This window comes from Pseudomonas putida, from assembly GCF_028682455.1.
GTDB lineage: Bacteria > Pseudomonadota > Gammaproteobacteria > Pseudomonadales > Pseudomonadaceae > Aquipseudomonas > Aquipseudomonas putida_AA.
Genome location: NZ_JANHLD010000001.1, coordinates 140,780 through 167,106, shown reverse-complemented (window position 1 = coordinate 167,106; position 26,327 = coordinate 140,780). Strand labels below are relative to the sequence as shown.

General features: G+C 61.6%; 27 protein-coding genes and 1 tRNA gene. 12 read left to right on the top strand and 16 right to left on the bottom strand.

Translation table 11 applies throughout. The features are described from left to right. Window positions 1-64 precede the first annotated feature (64 nt). On the top strand, window positions 65-2,194 hold the full coding sequence (locus NPS58_RS00800; protein ID WP_274112777.1) for a TonB-dependent siderophore receptor: 2,130 nt from the start codon (window positions 65-67) through the stop codon (window positions 2,192-2,194). Window positions 2,195-2,351: 157 nt separating this feature from the next. Here NPS58_RS00800 and ltrA read toward each other — a convergent pair whose 3' ends face one another. Both ltrA and NPS58_RS00790 read right to left on the bottom strand, forming a co-directional pair. Next, a complete protein-coding gene (gene ltrA, locus NPS58_RS00795) occupies window positions 2,352-3,773 on the bottom strand; it encodes a group II intron reverse transcriptase/maturase (protein WP_003253430.1) in 1,422 nt (473 codons plus the stop codon). Between the two features lie 471 nt (window positions 3,774-4,244). Then, window positions 4,245-4,334: transfer RNA gene (locus NPS58_RS00790), tRNA-Ser, on the bottom strand. A gap of 288 nt (window positions 4,335-4,622) precedes the next feature. Here NPS58_RS00790 and NPS58_RS00785 point away from each other — a divergent pair. The 3 genes from NPS58_RS00785 to NPS58_RS00775 all read left to right on the top strand — a co-directional run bounded on the left by NPS58_RS00785 (window position 4,623) and on the right by NPS58_RS00775 (window position 7,195). Beyond that, window positions 4,623-5,312, top strand: a complete 690-nt coding sequence (locus tag NPS58_RS00785) for a crotonase/enoyl-CoA hydratase family protein (protein WP_274112775.1) — start codon at window positions 4,623-4,625, stop codon at window positions 5,310-5,312. A 123-nt stretch (window positions 5,313-5,435) separates the two neighbouring features. Next, window positions 5,436-6,158, top strand: coding sequence for a lysophospholipid acyltransferase family protein (locus NPS58_RS00780; protein WP_274112773.1), 723 nt, complete (start codon window positions 5,436-5,438; stop codon window positions 6,156-6,158). A gap of 65 nt (window positions 6,159-6,223) precedes the next feature. Beyond that, on the top strand, window positions 6,224-7,195 hold the full coding sequence (locus tag NPS58_RS00775) for a magnesium and cobalt transport protein CorA (protein WP_274112771.1): 972 nt from the start codon (window positions 6,224-6,226) through the stop codon (window positions 7,193-7,195). A 9-nt stretch (window positions 7,196-7,204) separates the two neighbouring features. Here NPS58_RS00775 and NPS58_RS00770 read toward each other — a convergent pair whose 3' ends face one another. After that, on the bottom strand, window positions 7,205-7,933 hold the full coding sequence (locus NPS58_RS00770) for an amidotransferase (protein WP_274112769.1): 729 nt from the start codon (window positions 7,931-7,933) through the stop codon (window positions 7,205-7,207). 524 nt (window positions 7,934-8,457) lie between these two features. Between NPS58_RS00770 and NPS58_RS00765 the strand changes: the two genes are divergently transcribed. Continuing rightward, entirely contained in the window at window positions 8,458-9,261 is an 804-nt protein-coding gene (locus NPS58_RS00765) for a cytochrome c (protein WP_274112767.1), read from the top strand. A gap of 3 nt (window positions 9,262-9,264) precedes the next feature. On the opposite strand, the gene NPS58_RS00760 is transcribed toward NPS58_RS00765, so the two are convergent. The 6 genes from NPS58_RS00760 to NPS58_RS00735 all read right to left on the bottom strand — a co-directional run bounded on the left by NPS58_RS00760 (window position 9,265) and on the right by NPS58_RS00735 (window position 15,572). Then, window positions 9,265-10,062, bottom strand: a complete 798-nt coding sequence (locus NPS58_RS00760; protein ID WP_274112765.1) for a transglutaminase family protein — start codon at window positions 10,060-10,062, stop codon at window positions 9,265-9,267. After that, window positions 10,059-11,009 carry an alpha-E domain-containing protein gene (locus tag NPS58_RS00755; protein ID WP_274112763.1) on the bottom strand — a complete coding sequence of 317 codons (951 nt, stop codon included), beginning with the start codon at window positions 11,007-11,009 and terminating at the stop codon, window positions 10,059-10,061. The genes NPS58_RS00760 and NPS58_RS00755 overlap by 4 nt, the downstream gene beginning before the upstream one ends. Before the next feature lie 3 nt (window positions 11,010-11,012). Beyond that, complete coding sequence (locus NPS58_RS00750; protein WP_274112761.1) at window positions 11,013-12,422, bottom strand: circularly permuted type 2 ATP-grasp protein; 1,410 nt, start codon at window positions 12,420-12,422, stop codon at window positions 11,013-11,015. A 164-nt stretch (window positions 12,423-12,586) separates the two neighbouring features. After that, window positions 12,587-12,919, bottom strand: a complete 333-nt coding sequence (locus NPS58_RS00745; protein ID WP_274112759.1) for a ribonuclease E inhibitor RraB — start codon at window positions 12,917-12,919, stop codon at window positions 12,587-12,589. 189 nt (window positions 12,920-13,108) lie between these two features. Continuing rightward, window positions 13,109-13,345, bottom strand: coding sequence for a hypothetical protein (locus NPS58_RS00740; RefSeq protein WP_274112757.1), 237 nt, complete (start codon window positions 13,343-13,345; stop codon window positions 13,109-13,111). A 142-nt stretch (window positions 13,346-13,487) separates the two neighbouring features. Next, a complete protein-coding gene (locus NPS58_RS00735) occupies window positions 13,488-15,572 on the bottom strand; it encodes an LTA synthase family protein (protein WP_274112755.1) in 2,085 nt (694 codons plus the stop codon). A gap of 231 nt (window positions 15,573-15,803) precedes the next feature. Here NPS58_RS00735 and NPS58_RS00730 point away from each other — a divergent pair, with 231 nt between their 5' ends. Beyond that, a complete protein-coding gene (locus tag NPS58_RS00730) occupies window positions 15,804-16,277 on the top strand; it encodes a methylated-DNA--[protein]-cysteine S-methyltransferase (protein ID WP_274112753.1) in 474 nt (157 codons plus the stop codon). A 68-nt stretch (window positions 16,278-16,345) separates the two neighbouring features. Here NPS58_RS00730 and NPS58_RS00725 read toward each other — a convergent pair whose 3' ends face one another. Continuing rightward, window positions 16,346-16,537 carry a PLDc N-terminal domain-containing protein gene (locus NPS58_RS00725; protein WP_274112751.1) on the bottom strand — a complete coding sequence of 64 codons (192 nt, stop codon included), beginning with the start codon at window positions 16,535-16,537 and terminating at the stop codon, window positions 16,346-16,348. 130 nt (window positions 16,538-16,667) lie between these two features. Here NPS58_RS00725 and NPS58_RS00720 point away from each other — a divergent pair, with 130 nt between their 5' ends. Further along, window positions 16,668-17,609 carry a ZIP family metal transporter gene (locus tag NPS58_RS00720; protein ID WP_274112749.1) on the top strand — a complete coding sequence of 314 codons (942 nt, stop codon included), beginning with the start codon at window positions 16,668-16,670 and terminating at the stop codon, window positions 17,607-17,609. Here the strand turns inward: NPS58_RS00720 and NPS58_RS00715 are convergent. Both NPS58_RS00715 and NPS58_RS00710 read right to left on the bottom strand, forming a co-directional pair. Further along, the gene (locus NPS58_RS00715) at window positions 17,606-18,136 is read right to left on the bottom strand and encodes a hypothetical protein (RefSeq protein WP_274112747.1); all 531 of its coding nucleotides are present in this window, start codon (window positions 18,134-18,136) and stop codon (window positions 17,606-17,608) included. The two genes, NPS58_RS00720 and NPS58_RS00715, sit on opposite strands and share 4 nt — an antisense overlap. Window positions 18,137-18,194: 58 nt before the next feature. Then, entirely contained in the window at window positions 18,195-18,719 is a 525-nt protein-coding gene (locus NPS58_RS00710) for an ankyrin repeat domain-containing protein (protein WP_274112745.1), read from the bottom strand. Between the two features lie 274 nt (window positions 18,720-18,993). Here NPS58_RS00710 and NPS58_RS00705 point away from each other — a divergent pair, with 274 nt between their 5' ends. After that, a complete protein-coding gene (locus NPS58_RS00705; protein ID WP_274112743.1) occupies window positions 18,994-19,266 on the top strand; it encodes a DUF3509 domain-containing protein in 273 nt (90 codons plus the stop codon). Window positions 19,267-19,332: 66 nt separating this feature from the next. On the opposite strand, the gene NPS58_RS00700 is transcribed toward NPS58_RS00705, so the two are convergent. The 3 genes from NPS58_RS00700 to aroC are packed head-to-tail and all read right to left on the bottom strand — an operon-like array spanning window position 19,333 to window position 22,171. Continuing rightward, on the bottom strand, window positions 19,333-19,851 hold the full coding sequence (locus NPS58_RS00700) for a 1,2-dihydroxy-3-keto-5-methylthiopentene dioxygenase (RefSeq protein ID WP_274112741.1): 519 nt from the start codon (window positions 19,849-19,851) through the stop codon (window positions 19,333-19,335). A 41-nt stretch (window positions 19,852-19,892) separates the two neighbouring features. Then, complete coding sequence (locus NPS58_RS00695; RefSeq protein WP_274112739.1) at window positions 19,893-21,041, bottom strand: MFS transporter; 1,149 nt, start codon at window positions 21,039-21,041, stop codon at window positions 19,893-19,895. 38 nt (window positions 21,042-21,079) lie between these two features. Then, complete coding sequence (gene aroC / locus NPS58_RS00690) at window positions 21,080-22,171, bottom strand: chorismate synthase (RefSeq protein WP_274112737.1); 1,092 nt, start codon at window positions 22,169-22,171, stop codon at window positions 21,080-21,082. A gap of 133 nt (window positions 22,172-22,304) precedes the next feature. Here aroC and NPS58_RS00685 point away from each other — a divergent pair, with 133 nt between their 5' ends. Next, entirely contained in the window at window positions 22,305-23,267 is a 963-nt protein-coding gene (locus NPS58_RS00685; RefSeq protein ID WP_274112735.1) for an alpha/beta hydrolase, read from the top strand. A 107-nt stretch (window positions 23,268-23,374) separates the two neighbouring features. Further along, on the top strand, window positions 23,375-24,166 hold the full coding sequence (locus NPS58_RS00680; RefSeq protein WP_274112734.1) for a hypothetical protein: 792 nt from the start codon (window positions 23,375-23,377) through the stop codon (window positions 24,164-24,166). Window positions 24,167-24,232: 66 nt separating this feature from the next. Here NPS58_RS00680 and prmB read toward each other — a convergent pair whose 3' ends face one another. Beyond that, on the bottom strand, window positions 24,233-25,141 hold the full coding sequence (gene prmB / locus NPS58_RS00675) for a 50S ribosomal protein L3 N(5)-glutamine methyltransferase (RefSeq protein WP_274112733.1): 909 nt from the start codon (window positions 25,139-25,141) through the stop codon (window positions 24,233-24,235). A gap of 189 nt (window positions 25,142-25,330) precedes the next feature. Here prmB and NPS58_RS00670 point away from each other — a divergent pair, with 189 nt between their 5' ends. Together NPS58_RS00670 and NPS58_RS00665 are read left to right on the top strand one after the other, a co-directional pair. After that, window positions 25,331-25,921, top strand: a complete 591-nt coding sequence (locus NPS58_RS00670) for a cysteine hydrolase family protein (RefSeq protein WP_028943704.1) — start codon at window positions 25,331-25,333, stop codon at window positions 25,919-25,921. A 75-nt stretch (window positions 25,922-25,996) separates the two neighbouring features. Next, window positions 25,997-26,317 carry a hypothetical protein gene (locus tag NPS58_RS00665; RefSeq protein WP_274112732.1) on the top strand — a complete coding sequence of 107 codons (321 nt, stop codon included), beginning with the start codon at window positions 25,997-25,999 and terminating at the stop codon, window positions 26,315-26,317. Window positions 26,318-26,327: the final 10 nt, after the last annotated feature.

The following is a 26,327-nucleotide window of genomic DNA, read 5'->3' as shown; positions in this document are numbered from 1 at the left end:
ACGCCCCCGGACCGCGACGGTGCATAACGGCGCGTCTGCTGCATGCCTTCAAGGAGCTTTCTGCATGTCCCTGCCCCGCCCCCACCTGCCCCTGGGCCTGCTCGGCTTGAGCCTGGCCTTGCCCGCCGCCCACAGCCTGGCGCAGGACAGCATCACACTGGCACCAGTGAAGGTGTCCGAGGTGTACAGCGAGGGCTATAAGGTCGATGAAGCGTCGGTGACAGGTTTTATGCCCGCCCCATTGCTGGAGACCCCCGCGTCGGTTGCCGTATTCAGCGAGCAGTTGATCGCCGATCGGCAGGTGCGAAAGCTCAGCGAACTGCTGCAAAGCGATGCCTCGGTGGGCGAAAGCTATGCGCCGATCGGCTACTACGAGAACTTCAACGTGCGCGGCTTCGAGCTCAATGCCGCCAGCAGTTACAAGATCAACGGCCAGACCATTGCTGGCGAGCAGAACGTGGCGCTGGAGAACAAGCAGCAGGTCGAATTGCTCAAGGGCCTGTCCGGCTTGCAAAGCGGCGTCGCCGAACCCGGAGGGCTGATCAACTACGTCACCAAGCGGCCTGAAGACGTGCGCTCGGTGACGGTGTCGAGCAACGAGCAAGGTGAGCGCTACATCGCCACCGACCTGGGCGGCTGGTTCGGCAGCGAGCGGCAGTTCGGCCTGCGCGCCAACCTAGCCCATGAAGATATCCGCTCTTATGTCGAGCATGCCGATGGCAAGCGCGATTTCGCCGCCCTGGCCTTCGACTGGCAGATAAACCCCGACGCGTTGCTGCAAGTGGATGCCGAGTACCAACACCGTGAACAGCGTTCGGTGCCGGGCTATCAACTGCTCGGGGGCAACAGCCTGCCCCATGACATCGACCCTCACGACCGCCTTGCCTATCAGCAGTGGGCGAACCCGGTGAGCATCGACTCGCTGAACCTGGGCACACGGTTCGAGTACCGATTCAACGACACCTGGACCGGCAGCCTCAGCGCCTCGCACAGCAAGGTAGTGATCGACGACTACAGCTCATTTGCCTGGGGTTCCAGCGAAGGCGCGTACTTCAGCAGTGCGGGTGACTATGACATCTACGACTACCGCAGCCCCGACGATACCCGCCGCACCGATGAAGCACAGGCAGCGCTCAATGGCCGCTTCGATACCCTGGGCCTGGGCCACGAACTGACCATGGGTGCCAGCGCCCAACGGCGCACCCTGGATCAGCGCCCGTATTTCAACGAATGGATCGGCAGCGGCAATATCTACCAGGAAACACCGGCGCTCCAACCCTCCGACAAAACGCCAGGCCACAGCACCCGCCGCCTGGACAGCCGCCAGTACGGACTGTTTGCCAGCGATCGGATCAGCTTCAACGAACAGTGGCAGACCGTGCTCGGCGCACGCCTGGTGCGGCTGGATGAAAAGACCTTCGCCGAAGATGGCACCCCCGGCAGACATACCCGCGACTATCAGTTGCTGCCCAACGCGGCACTGATCTACAAGCCACGCCCGGACATTTCCCTGTACACCAGCTACAGCAAGGGCATTTCCTCGGGCGGCACCGCCCCGTGGTTTGCCGGCAACAGTGGCGAAATCCTTGCCCCGACCCTGTCCCATCAACTGGAAGTGGGCGTCAAGCGCGACTGGCAGCGCCTGAGCCTGAGCGCCGCGCTGTTCCAGCTGCGCCAGGCTTATCAATACTCACGACCGGAGGGCGACGGCAACTTCACCTACGTGCAACAAGGGCAACAGAAAAACGTGGGCCTGGAGCTGGGCGCCAGCGGCTGGCTGACCGAGCGCCTGCAGATCAACGCCAGCGCTGCGGCGATCCGCGCGCGGGTGAAAAACAGCGACACGGCCGACTTCGAAGGTCACCAGGCGATCAACGTGCCCAACTTTCGCGCCGCCGTACAGGCCGACTACAGTCTGCCGGTGCAGGGCCTGGCCCTGCTGGGCGGGGCACGCTACAGCGCCAGCAAGTACGCCAACCAGGCCGGTACGGTGGAAGTGGGCAGCTACGCGGTGTTCGACCTGGGCAGCCGATACAGCACGCGGATCGCAGGCTACGACACTGTGGTGCGCCTGATGGTGGATAACGTCTTCGACAAGCGCTACTGGCGGGACGCCGGGGAATACCTGGGCGATGGCTATCTGTTCCAGGGCGCGCCGAGGACGGCGCGGGTATCGGCGACGGTAAGCTTTTAAACACGCATGTAGGAGCGGGCTTGCCCCGCGATAGCGGTGTGTCAGCCACACTGCATCGCGGGGCAAGCCCGCTCCTACAGCTGAAAATCGAGTAGGAGGCGGATTCACACCCGCCGTCCTCTCACACCACCGTGCGTACGGTTCCGTACACGGCGGTTCAGGTTACGCGGCTAAGCCGGTTAATCGTATCCAGTATCGAGACCAGCCCGAGCCGGTCCCACAGTTTCTTTGGCAGCGCGTAGTTCATATGTTGCGCTCCCGAATTCCACCATGGACCTCGGCCATTGAAGGCTGACTTGTTGGCACGCTCCTCGCTCAACCCCAGGCGCATCAAGTTTCTCAGCCTCGTGGGAGGCTGCTTCCATTGACGCCAGATGACGCAGCGGAGTTTGTGCCTGACCCAACCATCCAGTTCCTCAAGCGGCCGCTTGCTCTGGCTGAGCTTGAAGTAGCTAGCCCAGCCTCTCAGGACGGGGTTGATCCGCTCGATGACAGTCGCCATTTTGCGAGCCCGTACGCTGCGCAGCAGCATTCTGAGCCGGTCGCGTAAGCGGTCTAGGCTCATCCTTGCCACGCGCAGCCTTGGCTGCTGGTGCCAGCTTATCCCATAGCCTAGGTAGTCGCACTTCCACGCCCTTGCCACTTGGCTTTTCTTCCTGTTCACCGTCAGCTTCAGACGTTCTCTCAGGAAGCGCTCGACGCTGACCAACACCCGTTCGCCGGCCCGGGGACTGCGTACATAGATGTTCGCATCATCGGCATAACGTACGAAGCGATGGCCCCGTCGCTCCAGCTCGCGGTCGAGTTCGTCGAGCAGGATGTTCGACAGCAACGGCGAAAGCGGGCCGCCTTGCGGCGTCCCCTCCTGCCGTGGGCTGACGACACCGCCCGACATGATCCCGGCTTCAAGGTAGCGGCGGATAAGCCTGAGTACGCACTTGTCTTTGATCCGACGTTCGATGCAGGCCATGAGGATGTCGTGATTGACCCGATCGAAAAACTTCTCCAGATCGAGTTCCACGCACCAGCGGTGTCCCGCTGTCACATGAGCACGAGCCATCTCGATGGCTTGATGCGTACTTCTGCCCGGACGAAAACCATAGCTGTAGTCCGAGAACAGTGGGTCGAAGATAGGTGTGAGCTGCTGCTGCAGTGCTTGCTGGATCAGGCGATCCACGACGCTGGGGATTCCCAGTTGCCGTGTGCCGCCCTGCGGCTTGGGAATTTCAACCGCTCGCACTGCTTGGGGCTGGTATTCACCGGCCAGTAACCTGGCCTTGAGGGTTGGCCAATACTGTCTCACGTAGCCCGCCAAGTCAGCAACCGTCATGCCATCGGCACCCGGTGCTCCCTTGTTGCTGACCACGCGTTGATACGCACGTCTGAGGTTGGCCGGTGCAAGCACCCGCTCCATCAGCGTGTCCGGCTCCGCGTTCGTCCACGTCACGGACGCCGTCGATACCTTTGCACTGTCAGGCGTCACCCTCGGCTTCTGGCCGGAGCTCGGGATGACAGTTTCCGCTGTGGGAAATTTCTGCATTACGGTTACCAACGAGACGGCGACGCCTACTGGCGGCATAACCTGTTCGGCCCTTGGTGGCGCGGTTAACCGCCACTTACTACGGCTTCGGCTGACTTCTGCACGCTCATCCCGTCGCCTTTCGACGCGCGGTAGCACAATGGCAAACGTACAGATCTCCCAGGGTAATTCGCGCGACCTTCCTGCTTATGCCTGTCGGATCTACGTCACAGCGTTCCGTGCAAGTATTGGGCTTTGGCGATTTGTGCCACCTCACCCCGCTGTGCCGCCTCTATCCGCTTCCTGTTCGTCAGGCCAGCATTTTGCCTCGGGCTTCCTTCAGATTCGCGGTCACCCGCGACACCCTTGCCTCCGGCTAACACTTCCCCTTGCCGGGTGTGTAGAGGACTTTCACCTCCAAGTCACCCGCTTGGCCACCACAGCCAAGCGGGTTGCGCTTACGCGCAACGCGCCATGCCTGGCGCACACAAAAAGCCCCCGGTCTTTTCAGACCGGGGGCTTTTCTAAAAGTGGCGGTGAAGAAGGGATTCGAACCCTTGATACAGTTTCCTGTATACACACTTTCCAGGCGTGCTCCTTCAACCGCTCGGACACTTCACCGGGTATCTTCAGGCCGTTCAGCCCGTCGAGGTGCGCTAATGTAGTCGAAAGTGCTGCGCTTGGCAAAGGTTTTTTTCAGAATATTCATGCGCTTAAGCCGGATAACCAAAAAGCCCGAGGCAGATGGCATAGCTGCCAATCTCTGGCGTGCTTCGGCATCCCTTGCCTTGGCCCTCCCGCAGCTCAAGGCAACCGGCAGCATGGCTGACTGGTCAGTCAGTCACGGCGCTTTACCTCGCTGCCCGGCCTGAGTAACGTCTGCCCCACTCCCCCTTTAGGAACCCTGTCATGAGTGAGCTGATTTCCTACCACCTCGAAGACGGTATCGCGACCCTGACCTTGAACAACGGCAAGGTCAACGCCATCTCGCCTGATGTCATCGCCGCCTTCAACAGTGCCCTGGACCAGGCTGTACAAGACCGCGCAGTGGTGATCATCACCGGCCAGCCCGGCATTCTCTCCGGTGGCTATGACCTCAAGGTGATGACAGCCGGTCCCAAGCAAGCCGTCAGCCTGGTGACCGCAGGCTCTACACTGGCCCGTCGCATGCTTTCGCACCCGTTCCCGATCATCGTCGCCTGCCCTGGCCACGCCGTGGCCAAAGGGGCTTTCCTGCTGCTGTCGGCCGACTACCGTATCGGCGTCGAAGGCCCCTTCAGCATCGGCCTGAACGAAGTGCAGATCGGCATGACCATGCACCATGCCGGCATCGAACTGGCCCGCGACCGCCTGCGTCGCTCGGCATTCCACCGCTCGGTCATCAACGCCGAGATGTTCGACCCCGCCAGCGCCGTGGATGCCGGCTTCCTCGATAAAGTCGTTCCGGCCGAACAACTGCAGGAGGCTGCCCTGAGCGCCGCGCGCCAGTTGAAGAAAATCAACATGAATGCGCACAAGCACACCAAACTCAAGGTGCGCAAGGCGTTGCTCGACAGCCTCGACGACGCGATCATCCGCGATCAGGAGCACATGGGCTAAGCCCCCTACCAAGGCCTGATTGCATTTGGTTACGCAATCAGGCCGTCACGACTTCATTGAGCGTTTGCCCGCGCAAGTGCACACCCGTACACTGCGCCGCGTTTGCCTGGTGTGAGTCGTAAAATGCTTTTTCTTGTACGCATGCTCCTGTTGGGGCTGCATTTTGTTGTCATTGGAATTGTCGGTGTACTGATCGGCCTGTGCCGGCCATTCAACCCGGACAACAGCCGTATCTATGCACGCCTGTACGGGCTGCCCGCCACCTGGCTGATGCACCTTGATGTCAAGGCAGAGGTCGGCCCGCTGTTCGACCAGCCGCCTGGCTGTGTGATCATTGCCAACCACCAATCCAACCATGACCTGTTCGTGCTCGGTCACGTGGTGCCGCCGCGTACCGTGTGCATCGGCAAGAAAAGCCTGAAATGGGTTCCGCTGTTCGGCCAATTGTTCTGGCTGGGCGGCAACGTCCTGATCGATCGCGGCAACGCCTACCAGGCCCGCCGCGCCATGCAGACCACCACCCGCACCTTGTGCGAGAACAACACATCTATCTGGGTATTCCCCGAAGGCACTCGCAACGCCGACGATCAGTTGATCCCGTTCAAGAAAGGCGCCTTCCACATGGCCGTGGAAGCCGGTGTGCCGATCGTGCCTGTCTGCGTCAGCCGATATGCCCGGCGCCTGAGCCTGAACAGCTGGCGCCGCAGCAAAGTCATCATCCGCTCCCTGCCGCCCATCGCCACCAGTGGCCTGACCCAGCAGGACGTACCTGCCCTGGCCGAGCAGTGCCGGATGCAGATGCAGCGCTGCATCGACCTGATGGAAGCTGAATTGCAAAAGGCCTGAGTGGTTGCTCAATTCTGTGTGTCAGACCAAGCTACTGGCACGAAAATCAGAAGAAGCGAACCACCATGGGACGAGTCGTTGCGGCGGCGGTGTACAGCGCCGGCAGAAAGGTCACCAACATCAGCCTTGATGAAGGCAGTCAGTGGGCCAGCAAACCTGGGCACTTCGTCTGGATCGGACTGGAGGAGCCCAACGCCCAGGAGCTGGCCAACCTGCAATGCCAGTTCAACCTGCATGAACTGGCAATCGAGGACGCGCTGGAGAAACACAGCCGCCCCAAGCTCGAGACCTTCGGCGATGCGCTGTTCATCGTCACCTACTCGCCCGTGCGCCACGAAGGCAAGCTGGAGTTCATCGAAACCCATATCTTCGCCGGCAACGGCTACATCATCACCTGCCGCAATGGCCATTCAAAATCCTACGCCCTGGTTCGCCAACGCTGCGAAGCGCGACCGCTGCTGCTGGAGCATGGCGAGGATTTCGTGCTCTACGCCCTGCTCGACTTCGTCACCGAGAACTATCAACCGATCGGCGAAGCCATCCACGGCGAGATTGAAGAGCTGGAACAGAACGTACTGAGCAATTCGCTCCAGGAAGAAGACATCCGCCGCCTGCACAGCTTGCGTCGCGACATTCTTCGCCTGCGTCGCTACGTGGCGCCCATGGTTGAAGTCAGCGAAGAATTGCAGCGCCTGACCTTCCCGTTCATCGACAAGAACATGCGCCCGTATTTTCGCGATGTGCAGATTCACGTCACCCGGCAGATGGAAGACCTGGCCGGGATTCGTGATATCGCCAGCCAGACCATCGAGATCGGCATGCTGCTGGAGTCATCGCGCCAGAGCATCGTGCAACGCAAGTTCGCCGCCTGGGCAGCGATCCTGGCGTTTCCCACCGCTGTGGCGGGCATCTACGGGATGAACTTCCAGAACATGCCGGAACTGAGCTGGCACTACGGCTATTTCGCCGTACTGGGCGGGATCGCCGTGGGCTGCACGGCGCTGTTTGCCAGCTTCAAACGTTCCGGCTGGTTGTAACGGACAGCCTCAGGCCGAGGTGCCCTGGGGCTTGTGGGCAACGAAACGCATCATCCATTCGGCGACCGTGCTGCCCTGGTGCTCGTACGCCAGGCTGTCGATGCCCTTGCGGTACACCTCCTGGCCGAGGTTGTCCTGGCGCAGCTCCAGCAACGCTCGCGAATAGTCGTGGATGAACTCCGGGTGGCCCTGGAAACACAGCACCTGGTCGCCGATGTGATAGGCCGCGTTCGGACAGAAATCGCTGGAGGCGATCACCGTGGCGTTCTCCGGCAGGCGCGTCACCTGGTCCTGGTGGCTGATCAGCAGGGTCAGCTCTTCGACCTGCGGGCTCATCCACGGCGCCTTGGCGTTCATGACATAGCGATGGGTGCCCACGCCCCAGCCCTGCACGGCACGTTCGCTATTGCCGCCCAGCAGCAGGGCCAGCAACTGATGGCCAAAACACACACCCAGCAACTTGTCGCCACGCTGATAGCGATCGAGCAGGAACGTCTTGAGTTTTTCGATCCAGGGATCATCGCCGAACGAGTCGGCCTTGCTGCCCGTCACCAGGTAGGCATCAAATACCTGGTCATCTTCCGGGTATTCGCCGTTCAACACGTTATAGACGCGAAACTCTGCGGCGATCGGCTGGCGGGTGAACAGTTGCTCGAACATCCGTCCGTAGCCCTGATACTGATCGACCAGCTCGGGTCGCAGGACGTCGGTTTCCAGGATGCAGATGCGTAACGACATAGATTTAGTCCTGAACGACAAAAGGCGGGATTGCCCCCTAGAGCCTGCCCCGAATAAGGCCTGCAAGCAAGTAGGATGCACTGACGAACGGTCACCGGTGGTGGATCCAGGCGCTGACTGCTCGCAGGCGTCTAGCAAGGGCAAATGTTGCTGGATGGCACTTGGCCTCATAGCCAAAAGAAACAGTAATTTATAAAAACATATGAAAGCGTTCTAAAACACAACTGACGTTGACCCTAAGGTTAGTTGTATACCCATCAGCAAAGGTTCGCGTCTGGACGTCAAACCGCGTTACCCGTTTGCCGGATCGACGACAAGGAAGCCACTGGGCACTCAGGAATAACAACAAGAAGGCGGTCAGCCATGTTCAAACAACCCAAAGTACGCCAAGCCGGGCTCATTCTCTTCGCCACGACATTACTGTTGATTCTGCCGAACTTGTCACGCCTGTTCGGCTGACCTCTCTATGGCCTTTTGCGGTGGCGCGCAGGTACTCTGCCAGCCCTGATGGTTGGAGTCTGCCCATGCGCCGCTGCCTCGTCCTGCTGTTGACCCTGCTCTGCCTGCCGCTGCAGGCGGCGCAATTGACCCTGGAGCTGGGTAACGGTACTCGCCAGTGGCAAAGCGCCGAACTGCTCGCCCATCCCCAGGCGCAGAACATCGAGATCCCGGACGATGTGTCCTACAAGAAAACCATGCACTACCGTGCCGTGCCGCTGGCAGCGCTGCTTGAAGGCATAGCCCCCGAAGATCACCTGCAAGCCGTGGCCGATGACGGCTTTGCCGCCGAAATGCCCGCCGCGCCCCTGCTGAAAAAAGGGCCCGCGCGTGCCTGGCTGGCCATTGAAGACCCCGCCCACCCCTGGCCCCCGCTGGGCAAGGACAAACACAGCGCAGGCCCTTTCTACCTGGTCTGGACCCAACCACAAGCCGGGCGTATCAGCCCGGAACAGTGGCCCTTCCGGGTTGCCAGCATTCGGCGCTTGGCCCCGGTGGTCGAGCGCTTCCCCGCTTTGTTGCCTGCAAAGGATCTCGCCAGTAACGACCCGATCAACCTGGGATTCACCCTGTTCCAGAAAAACTGCCTGGCCTGTCACCGCCTCAACGGTGCGGGCGACGCGCAGTTCGGTCCCGACCTCAACGTGCCCCACAACCCCACCGAATACTTCCAGCCAGCATTCCTGCGTCGCTACATCCGCGATCCACAGAGCCTGCGCCAATGGCCACAGGCAAAAATGCCCGGATTCGGCAGCGCGGTGCTCAGCGACGCCGAGCTGGACGCCCTGCTCGCCTACCTCTCACACATGGCCACGCGCAAGCACCCCTGACGCTCATTGTTGCTGGGCAGTAAAGCTCGGCGTCACCAGCACCTTGGCGTGCATCTGCTCGCAACCTCCACCCCGGCGCATGCCACGCACCGGGCAGGCGTCCAGGTAGTCCAGGCCGACCGCCAGCTTCAGATGCCGCTCGGGGCGGGCCAGCTGGTTCGTCACATCAAAGCTGTACCAGGCATCATCGAGCCAGGCTTCGGCCCAGGCATGGCTGGCCATCTGTTGGCTCTCGCTGTCGAACAGGTAGCCCGAGACATAGCGCGCCGGCACCCCCAGGCTGCGTGCACAGGCCAGAAAAGCATGGGTATGGTCCTGGCACACACCGGCACCGCCGGCAAAAGCCTGCGCAGCACTGGTATCCACCGCAGTACTGCCAGGTCGATAGGCCATGCGCTGGTTCAGCGCATTCATCAGGTCGATCAGGGCCGAACGGTCCCGGCGCTTGCGACATTGCTGGCTGGCGAACGCGCGCATGGCGTCATCGGCTTCGGTCAGGCGAGTGAAGCGCAGAAACGGCAAAGGTGACTGCTCTTCATGCTCGGCTTCGCGACTTTCGTCGATTTCCACGAGGCCGCGTGCGCCGATGATCAGGTCCGAATGCGGTTCTTCCAGGCTCAATACGTGGAGGATATTGCCGAAGGGATCGAGCTGCGCCCGCACCGGGCGCGGCAGGTCCAACTGCCAGGCGAGCACCTGCTGGCGCTCGCTGTCGTGGGGTGTCAGGCGCAAATACTGGATGCTGGCACGCACCTGATCTTCATAGTGATAGGCGGTTTCGTGGCTTATGGTCAGTCTCATACGGCCTCCAGGTACGCGCTGTGAATGGCATTGCCCAACTGGCGCACCAGCGGGATGTAATGGCTCAGCCAGGGGTGCAGACCTTCGGCGAGGATCTCGTCGATGCCGGTGTAGCGCAGCCGTGCATCCACTTCGGCGGCCAGACGCTGTGCCGCACGGCCGTTGCTGCCCGGCAGGCTGGCCAGGATCAGATCGATCTCCTCGGTGCAGGCGCGCAGCGAACGCGGTACATCGGCGCGCAGCAGCAACAGTTCGGCCACATGCCGTGCCGCCGGGGCATCGCGGTAGATCTCGGTGTAGGCCTCGAATGAAGACAGCGCCCGCAACAAGGCACTCCACTGGTAGTAGCCCCGTGCGGAGCTGTCGCTGACCGCCTCGGCCTCCTCGCCGAGCATCTCGTAGCGAGCGTCCAGCAGGCGCAGGGTGTTGTCGGCGCGTTCGATGAAGGTACCCAGGCGGATGAAGCGGAACGCGTCATTACGCATGATGGTGCCGTAGGTGGCACCGCGAAACAGGTGCGAGCGCTCCTTGATCCACTCGCAGAAGCGGCTCAGGCCATAGCGCCCCAGGCCCTGCTCGGCAACGCCGCGAATCTCGAGCCAGGTGGCATTGATGTTTTCCCACATGTCGGCGGTGATCCGCCCCCGCACGGCATGGGCAGACGCCCGGGCCGCCCCCAGGCAACTGTAGATGCTGGCCGGATTGTCCGGGTCCAGGGCGAAGAAGTGCAGTAGGCGTTCGGCATGCAACTGGCCATGGCGCTCCAGGTAGTCGTCCAGTGTGCCGGTGATCAAAAGCGGCATGGCCACTTCATCCAGGCCATCGCCACGGCCATCCTGGGGCATCAGCGACAGCGAATAGCTCACATCGAGCATCCGCGCGAGGTTTTCCGCGCGTTCCAGGTAACGCGACATCCAGTACAAATCAGAGGCAGTTCTACTCAACATGACTTAATCCTCGACCACCCAGGTGTCCTTGGTACCGCCGCCCTGGGACGAGTTGACCACCAGCGACCCTTCACGCAGCGCGACCCGGGTCAGGCCGCCGGGCACCACGCGGGTTTCCCGGCCCGACAGCACGAAGGGACGCAGGTCGATATGGCGCGGCGCAATGCCGTTCTCGACGAAGGTCGGGCAAGTCGACAACGACAGGGTTGGCTGGGCGATATAGGCCGCGGGCCGTGCCTTGATCCGCGCGGCGAAGGCCTCGATCTCGGCCCGGGTCGCCGCAGGCCCCACCAGCATGCCGTAGCCACCCGACCCCTGGGTTTCCTTGACCACCAGCTCCGGCAGATGCGCCAGCACATGGGACAGTTCTTCGGGTTTGCGGCACTGCCAGGTCGGTACGTTCTTGAGGATGGGCTCTTCATCCAGGTAGAAGCGGATCATGTCGGTGACATAGGGGTAGATCGACTTGTCGTCAGCCACCCCGGTGCCGATGGCATTGGCCAGCACCACGTTGCCGCAGCGATAGGCCGAGAGCAGCCCGGGCACCCCGAGCATCGACTCGGGGTTGAAAGCCAGCGGATCCAGGAAGGCGTCGTCCAGGCGCCGGTAGATCACGTCCACCGCCTTTGGGCCGTCGGTGGTACGCATGAACACGCGCTCGTCGCGCACGAACAGATCCGCCCCTTCGACCAGTTCGACGCCCATTTCCCGGGCAAGGAAGGCATGCTCGAAGAATGCGCTGTTGAATCGCCCTGGCGTGAGCACCACAACGCTTGGGTTGTCCAGCGGACTGGCGCTCTTGAGGGTATCGAGCAACAGGTTGGGATAGTGGTCGATTGGCGCGATGCGTTGGGCTGCGAACAGCTCGGGGAACAGCCGCATCATCATCTTGCGGTCTTCGAGCATGTAGCTGACGCCACTGGGAGTGCGCAGGTTGTCTTCAAGTACGTAGTAACTGCCGTCGCCATCACGCACCAGGTCGACCCCGGAGATGTGCGCATATATGTCGCGATGCAGGTCCAGCCCCTGCATTGCCAGTTGGTATTGCTCGTTGGCGAGCACCTGCTCGGCAGGAATGATCCCGGCGCGCAGGATCCGCTGGCCATGATAGAGGTCGGCCAGGAACAGGTTCAGGGCCTTGACCCGCTGGATACAGCCACGCTCCACCACCCGCCACTCACTGGCCGGGATACTGCGGGGAATCGTGTCGAAGGGAATCAGGCGCTCGGTACCCTGCTCGTCGCCATACAGGGTGAAAGTGATGCCGGCGCGATGAAACAACAGGTCGGCCTCGCGCCGACGTTGCGCCAGCAGTTCAGGCGGGGTGTCGGCCAACCAACGGGCGAATTCCCGGTAGTGCGGACGGACCTGACCGTCTGCGCTGTACATCTCGTCATAAAAGGTGCGGATCATGCCGAACTCCTTGTCACCCGTGCACCCGAGCCATCGCAAGCCTCGTGCCAGCGGCATAATTCCTTACATTTCAATAGGTTGTATTTAAAACGCAAAGCGGTTGCACCAGATGCGTGCAACCGCTTCGTTTACGTTGCGTTCAACGCTCCATTGCGAAGCGTCGTTCAGGCCAGCGGGCGCTCATGTTTCACGCCCCAGCCTTCGATTTCCCCACCCAACGGCGCAATCACCGCTTCGAAATCCTGTTCGAATTCGCCGATACCGCCATAGGTGGCATACATCACTTTGCTCAATTCCAGGTGCCAGGCACCATCATCGCGCTCGCGCACCTGCGCACTGAGCGACTCCCCACGAAACTGTCCTGCTGCCCGTCGTGCCCGTGCCTCATCGGGAAAAACCGCATAAAACTCGATGGGATGAATCTGGGCGAAGTTGAAGCCGCCCTCTTTCATCTGTCGCAATACGGTGCTGCTGATGTCCTCGTATTGGCTGCTCATGAATCGTCCTCCTAACTACCGATGGATAGACTTTCAGTGCAAAACGCACCTGCCCGCCACACAAGCCGTGCGGGGGCAATTCGAGCTGATGCATGACGTGGATCGGCAAGTCCGGACTGTCGCAAAAAACGGCCCGAGCTTGATTGCAGCGTAGCGGCAAGTTGACCGCCGTGCCAGAAAACAGCGGATTCAGGGCTTTTCCGTGATCGCGGTGATCTCGACACCACTCTGCTCTTTCAGCCATTTGGCCGTGGGAGAACTGGCGCGATCCTGGAAATCATTGAGGTCCAGCTCGTCCATGACCGGATAGAGGTGGGAGCGAATCAGCCGCGCGGCCTCTTCGACACTGGGCTGTTGCTCGCAAGTGACAGGCAGCGAAGTACGCTCGCCTTTTTGATCGACAAAGGTAATTTCCCACGCTTTCATTGGATTCTCCTCAGTACGGACACTCAGGGTGAATCGGCCTACCTTCCGTTGACCCACTGCGCAGGTGAATGTTCAGCCGCAGCGCGCCACCGGCAAAAAAAAGAGGCCCGACGGGCCTCTTTTTCCAGCACATGGCTACCGCTTATTGCGGCGTGCCATGGACGACACCTGCCGTGTTGTCCAGCAAGCTCTTGGTTGCGGTCTGGATGAACGACTCGAGCTTGTGGGTCAGGTCCTTCTGGTCCGGGCTCTCGATCAGCTCGGCCTTGAAGTCGGCACCCAACTGGTAGCGATACATCCGCGGCGACATGTCCTTGGACTCGATCAGGATGCGATCACCCTTGACCAGGCCGACAATCTGCTCGCTACCCGATGGCTTGATCATGCCGAAGCCCTCGTCGCCCGCCGGCAGGTTGAGCAGGTCGCGGCCCCAGCACTGGTGACGGGTTTCGCCGCCCAGGCGCCCCATGATGGTCGGTACGATGTCGATCTGGGTGCCCACGGTGTGGTTCACCGCGCCGAACTTCTCCTGAATGCCGGGGGCAATCAGCAGCAGCGGCACGTTGAAACGGCCCAGGTCCAACTCGGTGACCTGCTGGTGGTTACCGAAGCCGTGGTCGCCGACGATGACGAACAGGGTTTCGTTGAAGTACGGCTCCTTGCGCGCCTTCTCGAAGAACTGGCCCAGGGCCCAGTCGGAGTAGCGCATGGCGGTCAGGTGCTGGTCCAGGCGCCCCTGGCCGGTCACAGGCTCTACCGGCAGATCCTTGGGCAGCGCGTACGGGGTGTGGTTGGACAAGGTCTGCAGCAGCGCATAGAACGGCTTCTTGCCATAGTTCTTGGCCAACTCTTCGGCGCCACGGTCGAACATGTCCTGATCGGACACACCCCAGGTCGGGTCGGAGAACACCGGATTGACGAAGTCGTTGCGGCCGATGAACGTGGTCATGCCCTGGTTGCCGAAGAAGCCCGACTGGTTGTCCCAGGCAAAGTCGCCGTTGTAGACATAGACGTCGTCATAGTCGCGGGCACTGAGCAATGCCGGCAGGCCGGAGAGCTTGTGGCCGCCCTCGGGGGTCTGCATCAAGTACTCGAAACCTGGCAGGTTCGGGTAGCAGGCCATGGTGGCGAACATGCCCTGGTGGGTATGGGTGCCGTTGGAGAAGAAGCGGTCGAACAGCAGGCCTTCTTTGGCCAGCTTGTCGAAGTACGGGGTGATGTTGTTCGGACTGCCCAGAGCGCCCACCGAGTGACCGGCGAAGCTCTCCATCAGGATCACCACGACGTTCTTGATCGGCAGGGTGTTGTCGGCTGGCGGGGTGAAGTCACGGCGAACGGCGGCGCTGTCGGCATCGACCAGTTTGTCGTTGTCGGTCAGCAGCATGTCGCGCACGGTCTGGGTGGCCAGGCCTTGCTCGATGGTCGACTTCCAGATATTGGCGCGGTCTTCGCCGAAACGGCTCTTGGCAGCATCGATCAGGGTCAGGGTGCCATTGAGGCCCAACTGGTTGACGAAGTTCGAGTCGGTGGTGAAGGCATCGCCCCAACGCATGGGCGGGCCCTGGCGCAGGGTGCCGCGGGCTGCGATGACGGCGACCAGCAGAATCATGAAGAACACCACGCCACGCACATACCAAGGCGCCACGCTGCGACTTCCGGCAACTTTGTTCTCATAGCTGCCACGCGGACGGGTCAGGCGGTCGATGCCCTTGAACACAAGGCTCAGCAACCAGGTACCGAAAATCCACGCCAACAGGTAGCGCACCACCGGGAAGCCGTACCAGAGCATGCTCAATACGGTCTTGGGATCTTCCTTCACGTACTGGAACACCAGGCCGTTGAGGCGCTGGTGGAACTCACGGTAGAAGTCCAGTTCCATCAGGCCCAGGAACATCACGATGCTCGAGGCGATGGTCAGCCACGCCCGGAACAGGCCGCGCGCGGCCATGGCACGGGCACTGAGAATGGCCAGCAACAGCGGGATACTCAGGTAGACCACGACCCGCAGGTCGAAGCGCAAACCATTGAGAAAGCCCTCGGCGACGGTCGACATCGGCGTGTCGCCTATCATGTCGCTGTTGTAGATCAGCAGCGCCAGGCGTACCAGGCTGAGCATCAGCATGATCACCAGGCCGCACAGCAGCGTGTAGGCCAGGTGCGATTTTAGCGTTGGTTGCAGCGGGCGCGACGCAGCCCGCTGATCACTCAAGGCGTCCGTGTTAGCCATGGATTGGAAGATCCCTAGGATTGATTCAAGAAGGCGAAAAAACGAATCGGCAAATGTGCACTAAACCCGAGGGCAATGCACGGCCATTCGGCGAACGGATAATTGCGCGCGCGGATTTTCCATAATCGAATGTGAAAATTTCGTTGTCCGCCAGGTTGCCGACATGATCGGTGATGACCTGCGCAGGGTGCGGTATCTTTGCCTATCACTTACCGACCAGAGCCTCCTGTCATGTATTACCGCTACCTGCCCAGCCCGCTCGGCCCTCTGTTGCTGGCGGGTGACGAACATGGGCTGCACCTTGTCCACATGGACGCTGCACAGCCTTGGGAACTGCCCACCCAATGGCAGCCTGCAGGCAGTCAGCTGGATGAGGTGGCGCGTCAGTTGGATGAGTACTTTGCCGGTACGCGCGAGCAATTCCAGCTCAAGCTGGCACCGCAGGGCACGGCGTTTCAGCGCGAGGTGTGGGCGGCATTGCAGCGTATTCCCTATGGTACGACCTGCAGCTACGGCGACCTGGCGCAGCAGATCAACCGTCCGCGGGCCGTTCGCGCGGTGGGTACTGCCAATGGCGCCAATCCGATTTCGATCATCGTGCCGTGCCACCGGGTGATCGGCAGCAACGGAACGTTGACGGGGTATGCCGGGGGAGTGGAGCGCAAGCAATTGTTGCTGGAGCTTGAAGGGGCGTGGTTGATTTGAAGGATAGGAATCGCGGGGCAAACTCGCTCCCACCAGCTCTGTGTGAGCGGGCTTGCCCCGCAAATTCGTTACAGCCGCACATTCCCCCGCGGCCCGGCAATCGCCCAGATAATCAAGCCCAGCACCGGCAGCAGCAGGATCAACAGGATCCAGAGGATCTTGGCGCCCATGCCGGCACTGCTTTTGACCACATTGATGATCGCCCAGATATCCAGTGCGAGGATAATCAGGCCTACCAGGCCGTTGAAGGTGGAACCCATGATGTCGCTCCCTTTGTTCGCGTTTGCCCAGAAGGATAGCTGGCTATAAGCCTCATAGACGCGAATCGTTGGCTGCGCCGCCGCCACGCTGGTTACACTCGCTCCATCGATTTGTTTCAGAGAGGTCTTTATGCCCCCCGCCCAAAGCTCCAGCAGCCCTTCTCCAGTCTCCCTCTGGAGCGCCTGGGTGCAACAGGCGCAATCCACGCCCTGGCTGAGCGCCGGATTGGGCATGAGCCTGCTGGCGGTGCTTGGCCTGTTGATGGCCAGCGCCTGGAACGCCGTGCACGGTGATCACCAGGAAAACCTTCACATGGCCATGCTCGGCGGATTGGCCGGGTTTGCCGCTACCGCCCTGGGCGCGATCATGGCTGTGGTACTGCGTGACGTGAGTGCCCGCAGCCAGGACGTGATGCTTGGCTTTGCCGCCGGCATGATGCTCGCGGCCAGTTCGTTCTCATTGATTTTGCCGGGCCTGGACGCCGCGCGCGAAATCACCGGCAACGGCCCCTATGCGGCCCTGACCGTCGTGGTGGGCATGGGCCTTGGGGTGCTGCTCATGCTGGGGCTGGACCGCTTCACCCCGCACGAACACGAAAGCACCGGCCCCTGCGGGCCGCAAGCCGAACGGATCAACCGGGTATGGCTGTTCGTGCTGGCAATCACCCTGCACAACTTGCCCGAAGGCATGGCCATCGGGGTGAGTTTTGCCAATGGGGATCTGAATGTCGGCCTGCCGCTGACCAGCGCCATCGCCATCCAGGACATTCCCGAAGGCCTCGCCGTAGCCCTGGCCCTGCGCGCCACCGGGCTTTCGAACCTGAAGGCGGCGCTGGTAGCCATCGGTTCCGGCCTCATGGAGCCCATTGGCGCGGTCATTGGCCTGGGCATTTCCACCGGCTTTGCCATTGCCTACCCCGTGAGCATGGGCCTGGCTGCCGGGGCGATGATCTTCGTGGTGTCCCACGAGGTGATTCCGGAAACCCACCGCAATGGCCATCAGACCTCAGCCACCCTCGGCCTGATGGGCGGCTTTGCAGTGATGATGTTCCTCGATACCGCGCTGGGTTAAACGTGTACCGCCACCCGCAGCGCCTCCAGTGCAGGCGCTGCGGCAATCCCCACCTCGGCGCACAGCTCCAGCACCCGCGCCAGATCTTCATTGCCGACCATCACCATCTGCAGCTCATCATCGAGCAACTGGCTGAAGTTCATCAGCACATAGCCGCCCGCCTCCTTGTTCATCGCGCCCATCTGCACCTGGATGCGGTTGAGTGCTGTCAACGGTTCGACCTTGGCCAGTTGCTTGGGCTTGAGGTTGAACGGGACGCTCTTGTCGAAGGAGTCGACGATCTGGGCGAACAGGTCCTGGTAGGTGTCGGCCTGGAACAACACGGTATCTGGCAGGCTGCCGACGATGATCCATTCACCCAGGGGGAAGGGAAAACTATCGTCGTAGTTGATATCCGGGTTGGCGGCGAGGAAGGCGTGGGGGTCGGCGTAGGCCTGGGCGGCTTCGTCGGCGATACGCTCGATATCGTCTTCGCGCATGCAGCCAGCGCTGATTTTGCCGATGAGTTCGACCAGTTGGGATTTCATGAGGGGCCCTGCGACGATAAAAAAGTCGCCAAGGATAGCCGCAAAAGGCCCCTGGGGGTTAGCCGGCCAGCGCCTGCAGCTGCGCGGCGGTATCGGCGGCGCCCATGGTCTGGGCCGCTGCGAGTGCCGTGGTGCCCTGGGCATCGCGGTGCGCAGGGTTGGCGCCTTTGCCCAGCAGGTACTCGACGATACTTGTGCGGTTGAACATGGCGGCCAGCATCAAGGCGGTACGGCCGTCAGCAGAGGTTGCATCAACCTGTGCGCCCTGCTCCAGCAACAGCTGGATCATTTCCAGATTGCCCTTGAATGCCGCGCCAGCAATAGGCAGCTGCCCTTTGTCGTTGGCGATCTGCGGGTCGGCGCCATGCTTCAGCAGCACCCGCACCGCATCCAGGTGGCCGTGATAACTGGCGAGCATCAGCAAGGTATCGCCGTTGCCATTGCGCAGGTTCACCGGCAGGTCTTTTTCCAGCAGGCGGTCGAGCATGGTGGCGTCACCCTGCCGGGCACGATCGAATACCTGCTCGGCAAATTCCACAGCTTCGTCATCATTCATCTGCACGGGTGTACGTGGGTCGGACATGGGGAACCTCCTGGTAGCCGGTAAAGCCCAAGTCTTTGTCACAGGCGGCCCCAGGTCAATGTCAGATAAGTCATTGCCCCGACAGCGTAAATCTATTGGCCAGGGCATCATGCAAAATGCACTGTGCAAACTGCACGACCCTGCAGAATGCACGGCACGGTGCACCAAGAATTATTTTAACTAGTTGTTTTTAAAGGATTTTTTGATAACTGCAAATCTGGCACAGTCGCTGCACTCATCACTCCATGTCTGCCATCTACAGTCAGGAGCTGATATGGACCTCATCCAGGAAAAATTCGCCTCGGTATTCTCCGCCTACGACGTCTCCACCCAGGCGCGCCCCGATGGCGGCATTCTGCTGACATTGCGTGCAGCCGATGGCAAGCAAATCAAGCGCTCGCTCTCCTACGGCCAGTTGCACTGCGCAGAGCAATTGTCCTGGGCGATCAGTGCGATTCGCCGCGACCTGGCCGAGCAGGCCAGTGAGTTGCCGGTGATTTCCATGCTGCAGAGCCAGCAGCGGTTTGCGTTGCCGACTTATCGGTGAATGAATGCATCGCGGGGCAAGCCCGCTCCTACACGATGTGCAGGAGCGGGCTTGCCCCGCGAACGCTCAATCGTCAAGGCGCGGGAACTGTTCTGCAATCTTCTCACCCGTCGATGTGACCACCCCAGCCTCGCGGCTGGTGCCCAGCCCAATCGCGACAAATCGCGGGTCATCCCCCATATCGACCCAATGGCGTACGCCCGCAGGCACACAAATCAGGTCGTTTTTCTCACACAGCACCGCATAGAGGTAGTCGTCGATATGCAGGCTGAACAGGCCACGGCCTGCGGCGAAAAATCGCACCAGGTCTTGGTCCCGCGTGTGCTCGTCGAGCAAGCGGGTATCCGTCGCGCGGATAACATCGACGCAGGTGTACCCGCGTTCGCTCATCACGCTGTCGATGTCTTGCCGATAGGCCGCAATCACCTCTTCATCGCTTGCCCCCGACTGGAGCGGCGCCAGGGCGTGCCAGCGCTCGAAGCGCACGCCCTGCTCGGCCAAGGTGGCAGCGATATCTTCCAGATGGGTCAGGACTTTGTTGGGGATATCCGGGGTGGACTGGTGATACACGGTCAGGCTGCTCATCAGGGCAACTCCTTATTCCGGCCAATGGTCACGGCCAAGGCTCAAGCCCTGTCCTCTTTCATTCGAGTCGCAATGATAACGGCTGCCGCCAGGGCGGCGACGCTGGCAATACTAAAGGTGGTAGCCGCGCCCAGCAGGTTCCAGCTGTAGCCCGCATACAATGCACCCAGCGCGCCACCGGTACCGGCCAGGGCGGCATACAAGGCCTGCCCCTGCCCCTGCTGGCGCGCGCCAAAACTGCGCTGCACAAAGGCGATAGCGGCGGCATGAAAACTGCCGAACGTGGCCGCGTGAAGTACCTGGGCAAACAGCAGCACGCCCAGGTGTTCGGCAAAATTGCCCAGTAGCAGCCAGCGCAGGGCGGCCAGGGCAAAGCTCGCCATCAGTACCCGGCGCAGCGACATGCGGGCCAGGATCCAGCTCATGGCCAGGAACATCAGTACCTCGGCCACTACCCCCAGCGCCCAGAGCATGCCGATGATGCCGCGACTGTAGCCCAGATGTTCAAGGTGCAAGGTCAGGAAGGTGTAGTACGGGCCGTGACTGAGCTGCATCAGCGCCACACACACATAAAATGCCGCCACACCGGGACTGGCCAATTGCTTGAGGAAGCCTCCCCCGCTGCTGCGCTCGTTCTGGCCAGGTGGCTGGGCGTTGGGCACCCAGAGACTGGCCAGCACAATGCCGGCCATGATGATCACCAGCGCCAGCGGATAGACATCCAGGCTCAAACCCTCGAACAAGCGCCCCAAACCGACCACGGTGAGGATGAAGCCGATCGAGCCCCACAACCGGACCTGGCTGTAGCGCGCGGTCTGGCCCTGGAGGTGGGCCAGGGTTATCACTTCGAACTGCGGCAACACCGCATGCCAGAAAAAGGCATGCAACGCCATCACCAGCGCCAGCCAGGCATAGCTCTTGTCGAAGAAGATCAGCGAGAACGTCGCCAGCGTCGCCAGCGCTCCCAGGCGCACGATCAGCAGGCGTTGGCCAGTGCGATCGCCGAGCCAGCCCCAGAGGTTTGGCGCAATGCAGCGCATCAGCATGGGAATGGCCACCAGCTCACCGATACGCGCACTGGAAAAACCCAGGTGATCGAAATACAGCGCCAGAAAAGGCGCTGTAGAACCGAGCAAGGCGAAATAGAACAGGTAGAAACTGGACAACCGCCAGTAGGGAATCGGCGCCACGGCTCAGCAGGCCGCAGCGCGCTTGGCAGATGCCAGCATTACAGCTGGCCCAGCACCGGAGTGGTGACTTTCACGTCGGCGTTCTGTCCGCGATGACGCAGCAGGTGATCCACCAGCACGATGGCCATCATCGCTTCAGCGATGGGCGTGGCACGGATACCGACGCACGGGTCGTGACGGCCCTTGGTGATCACCTCGACCGGATTGCCATGGATGTCGATGGAGCGGCCGGGCGTGGTGATGCTCGACGTCGGCTTCAAGGCCAGGTGGGCGACAATCGGCTGGCCGGATGAAATCCCGCCGAGAATGCCGCCGGCATTGTTGCTGAGAAAACCTTCAGGGGTCATCTCGTCACGGTGCTCGGTGCCACGCTGGGCGACACTGGCGAAACCGGCGCCGATCTCCACGCCCTTGACCGCGTTGATGCTCATCAGGGCATGGGCGAGCTCGGCGTCCAGGCGGTCGAAGATCGGCTCGCCCAGGCCTGGCATGACGCCTTCGGCTACCACGGTGATCTTGGCACCGACGGAATCCTGGTCACGGCGCAGCTGGTCCATGTACGCCTCCAGCTCCGGAACCTTGTCGGGGTCCGGGCTGAAGAAGGCATTCTGCTCGACCGAATCCCAGGTCTTGAACGGGATTTCGATCGGGCCGAGCTGGCTCATGTAGCCGCGAATCTGGATGCCCTGGGTCGCCAGGTATTTCTTGGCGATGGCACCGGCCGCGACACGCATGGCCGTTTCTCGCGCCGAACTGCGACCGCCACCACGGTAGTCGCGCTCACCGTATTTGTGGTGGTAGGTGTAGTCGGCGTGGGCCGGGCGGAACAAGTCCTTGATCGCCGAGTAATCCTTGGACTTCTGGTCGGTGTTGCGGATCAACAGGCCGATGGAGCAACCCGTGGTACGCCCCTCGAACACGCCCGACAGGATCTCGACCTCATCGGCTTCCTGGCGCTGGGTGGTGTGCCGGCTGGTGCCCGGCTTGCGCCGGTCGAGGTCGTGCTGCAGATCGGCGAGCGAGATTTCCAGGCCCGGCGGACAGCCGTCGACTATGGCGACCAACGCCGGACCATGGCTCTCGCCAGCGGTGGTGACAGTGAACAGCTTGCCGTAGGTATTGCCGGACATGCAGGACGCTCCGCGAATCAGCCTGATTTGAACAAGGACGCCAGTATACGCAGGCTAACCATTCAGTTCATCCCTGACGGCGAACCTTCTGCCGCGCCCCCGGTCCAAACTCCACCTTCCCGATAGTGGCCTCATGATGTTGCGCGTTCTCGCGGTAGTCGCTCTGTTGTTCGGCGGTCTGGTCCAGGCCGCTACCCCCACGGTGCTGCAACGCCCGATCAGCCTTGATACCGGTAGCGGTACGCTGTATGGCAGCTTGCTGCTGCCGCGCACCGAACAACCGCCGCCGGTGGTGTTGATCATCGCCGGCTCCGGCCCCACCGATCGCAATGGCAACAACCCCGACGGCGCCAATACCGACAACCTCAGGCAACTGGCCCTGGTGCTGGCGAACAACCGCATCGCCAGTGTTCGCTACGATAAACGCGGCGTAGCTGCCAGCCAGGCGGCGGCGCCGGACGAGCGCACCCTCACGGTTGAAGGCTATGTGGCCGACGCCGTGGCCTGGAGTCGCAAGCTCAGCGCCGACCCTCGTTTCGGCCCCTTGATCCTGCTCGGTCACAGCGAAGGTGCGTTGATCGCCAGCCTGGCGGCGGAACCCGGTGGTGCCAGCGCCCTGATCAGCGTGGCGGGCAGCGGCCGGCCGGTTGACGAAGTGATGCGCGCGCAACTGGTTGACCGGCTGGCTGCCCGTTACAAACCCGGCGCAGCACAGGCACTGGATGCACTCAAGGCCGGCCTTACCCCCCCCAATGTCCCGCCGCCCTTGCGCAACCTGTTGCGGCCTTCGGTACAGCCTTACTTGATCTCACTCTTCCACCAGGATCCTGCCGCGGCGTTCGCGAAGGTCGAAGTCCCGGCATTGATCGTCCAGGGTACCCATGATGTCCAGGTCGATGTCAGCAATGCCGAACGCCTCAAGGCCGCCAAGCCGGATGCCGAACTGGCACTGATCCAGGGCATGAACCACATGCTGCGCATTGCCCCGGCAGACGCCAGCCAGCAACGTGACAGCTACCTGAATCCGAAATTGCCACAGGCCAGCGAACTGGGAGAGCGGATCGTCGACTTTATCCACAGGCTGCCCGCGGCCTGAGCGGCGTTCACCGAAATTGTGCCTCCAGTCCCGAAGAATCCTGCCGATAAAGCCGATGCTGGCATCGTGATTGTGTCCAGCCTGCTGTGCACAAGAGGATCGCCGTGATGACTGAAGCCGCCCACCAGGACGCCCCCGACACCCAAGAGGACGCGCCGGAACCCGCCCCACTGCCTTGGGCAGAAGTTACCCCGGAGCATTTCCAGATGCTGCGCCTGGCACCCCTGCCGACCGACCGCAACAGCGGCGCCCGGCCGCTGCGCTTCGTGCAGTACGGGTATGCCGAGCGGCACAACAAGGACATCAGCCTGTTGCGCATGGCAATCCAGTTGCCCGGGCAAAAAGTGCGCAAGGAGCAGAACCACCTGGACATCTGGGTCGACCACCAGGAAAAGAGCGTGCGCATTGGCCCTGACAGCGGCCTGCAGATCGAACCGCTCAACCGTGGCCTGGGTCGTTTTCTACTGGCCCACGCGGTGAGCTGGGCCCAACGCAAGTGGTCGCACTACCGGGTCGAAGGCGGCGCGCTGGCGAACAAGGATGCGCTGAACGAAGACACTCGCCTGCGCCGCGATCACGTGCTCGACAGCCATGGCCTGGAAGTGGAATATGCCGACGCCCAGCACCTGAAGGGGCGCTACGTCGAACTGCAGGTCGGTGAACTCAAGGGCGGCTGGAACACCGAAAAGGTGCAGCGGGTGGAGATACTCGAGGCCGCGCAGATGCTTCAGCAGGCCGAGCAGACCCTGCAGGAAAAAGAAGCGCAATTGCGCGAACGCGATGAGCGGGTAAACAAGTACCGTCGTGAAGACAGCGGCCTGCGATTTACCATTACTTGCCTGGTGGCGTTCGCTGTGTTCCAGGCCGGGCTGCTGATCTGGATTGCGACGCACCGCTGAATGTAGCGCGGGGCAAGTCCACTCCCACAGACAACCTGCAGGAGCGGGCTTGCCCCGCGAAAAATCCTACACCTTGGAAGCAAACAGCTTCTGATGCTGCCGGCACTGATCCGCCGTGAGCATGAACACCCCGTGCCCACCACGCTCGAACTCCAGCCAGGCAAAATCCACTTCCGGGTAAAGCGCCTCGACGTGAACCTGGCTGTTGCCCACTTCAACGATCAGCAGGCCTTTTTCAGTCAGATGGTCGGCGGCCTCGGCCAGCATGCGCCGCACCAGGTCCAGGCCATCGTTGCCACAGGCCAGGCCCAGCTCCGGCTCGTGGTGGTACTCCTCCGGCATGTCGGCGAAATCCTCGGCATCGACATACGGCGGGTTGGACAGGATCAGGTCGAAACGCTGCCCCGGCAAACCTTCGAAGCCATCGCCCTGGACGGTGAACACCCGTTCCTCGAGACCATGGCGCTCGATGTTCTGATTGGCCACTTCCAGCGCTTCGAACGACAAGTCGGCCAGCACCACTTCGGCGTCCGGGAACACTTCGGCACTGACGATACCAATGCAGCCGGAGCCGGTGCACAAGTCGAGAATGCGCGCAGGCTCGCTGGCCAGCCACGGTTCGAAGCGCTTTTCGATCAGCTCACCAATGGGCGAGCGCGGAATCAACACACGCTCGTCGACGATGAAGGACATGCCACAGAACCACGCCTCCCCCAACAGGTAGGCAGTAGGCACACGGTCTTCGATCCGGCGCTTGAGCAGACGCTGCAGGTGCACCAACTCGTCGTCCTCCAACTGGCAGTCCAGGTAGCTGTCGGCGACTTCCCAGGGCAAGTGGACCGAACCCAGCACCAGCAGCCGCGCCTCGTCCCAGGCGTTGTCGGCACCATGCCCGAAAAACAGGCCACGCTCATGGAAACGGCTGACAGCCCAACGGATATGATCGCGCAGGGTGCGCAGGCGAGAAGTGATCACGACAGACTCCTTGAAAGACGACCCGCAATTCTAACAGCCCGGTCGCAGAAAAGGTCGCCCAAAACGCCGCGTAAGAGAATTGCCGGGGTGGCTGCAGGCCACTAACCACGCCGCTTGTACGCGAAGCGATTCACATAAGTGCTCAGGCAGGGGACAATAGGTGAAAAGCCCTATCCAAAGGAGCCCTTGATGTCTGTTCCAACGACGATGTTCCACCTCAGCGGCCGCGGCTATCCGCCAGCCAAACTGAGCAATGCCAGCCTGGTCATTATCGACGCGCAAAAAGAGTACCTCAGCGGTCCGCTGGCACTCTCCGGCATGGACGAGGCTGTGAAGAACATCGCTAAAATGCTCGAGGCTGCCCGCAAGGCCGGTCGTCCGATCATCCACGTGCGCCACCTGGGTACCGTCGGTGGCCTGTTCGACCCTCAAGGTTCGCGCGGCGAATTCATCCCGGGCCTTGAGCCCCAGGGTGACGAGGTGATCATCGAGAAGCGCATGCCCAACGCCTTCAAGAACACCAAGCTGCACGAAACCCTGCAGAGTTACGGCCACCTGGACCTGATCGTCTGTGGTTTCATGAGCCATTCGAGCGTCAGCACCACCGTGCGCCGGGCGAAGGACTATGGTTACCGTTGCACCCTGATCGAGGATGCATGTGCCACCCGCGACCTGCCGTTCAAGGACGGTGTCATTGCTGCTGCGCAAATCCAGCAGAGCGAGATGGCGATCATGGCCGACAACTTCGCCTGCGTGGCGCCGACCAGCAGCCTGATCTGACAGGTCGGCCGACGGGCTGGCGGAACCACCCGGCGGCGTTTCAGTCCAACTGCGGATATCCATAGAGGAATCGGCATGAAGTTGAACGACGGTTTCGATGCCAAGCGCTTGCGCCAGCGTCAACCACGTAACTGGGGCGCTCGCCTGGCGGCGGCATTCTCGGCGCTGCTGGCCACCGCAGGTATTCTGCTGGCCATGGCTGGCGCCGCCAGCCTGCTGGGCAACCCTGAAGCGCTGGCCGAGCTCAATGCCAATCGGGCCGGTGCCGCGGTGATTCTCGCCGCGGGCCTGGTGCTGCTGTACCTGGGTATCTGGTTCTGGCGCCGCAGCCGTCTTCGTCTGCGGCGCAGCCGCGAACTGAACCTGTCGCCCCACCTGATGAAAAAACACGATTGACTGCAACCTG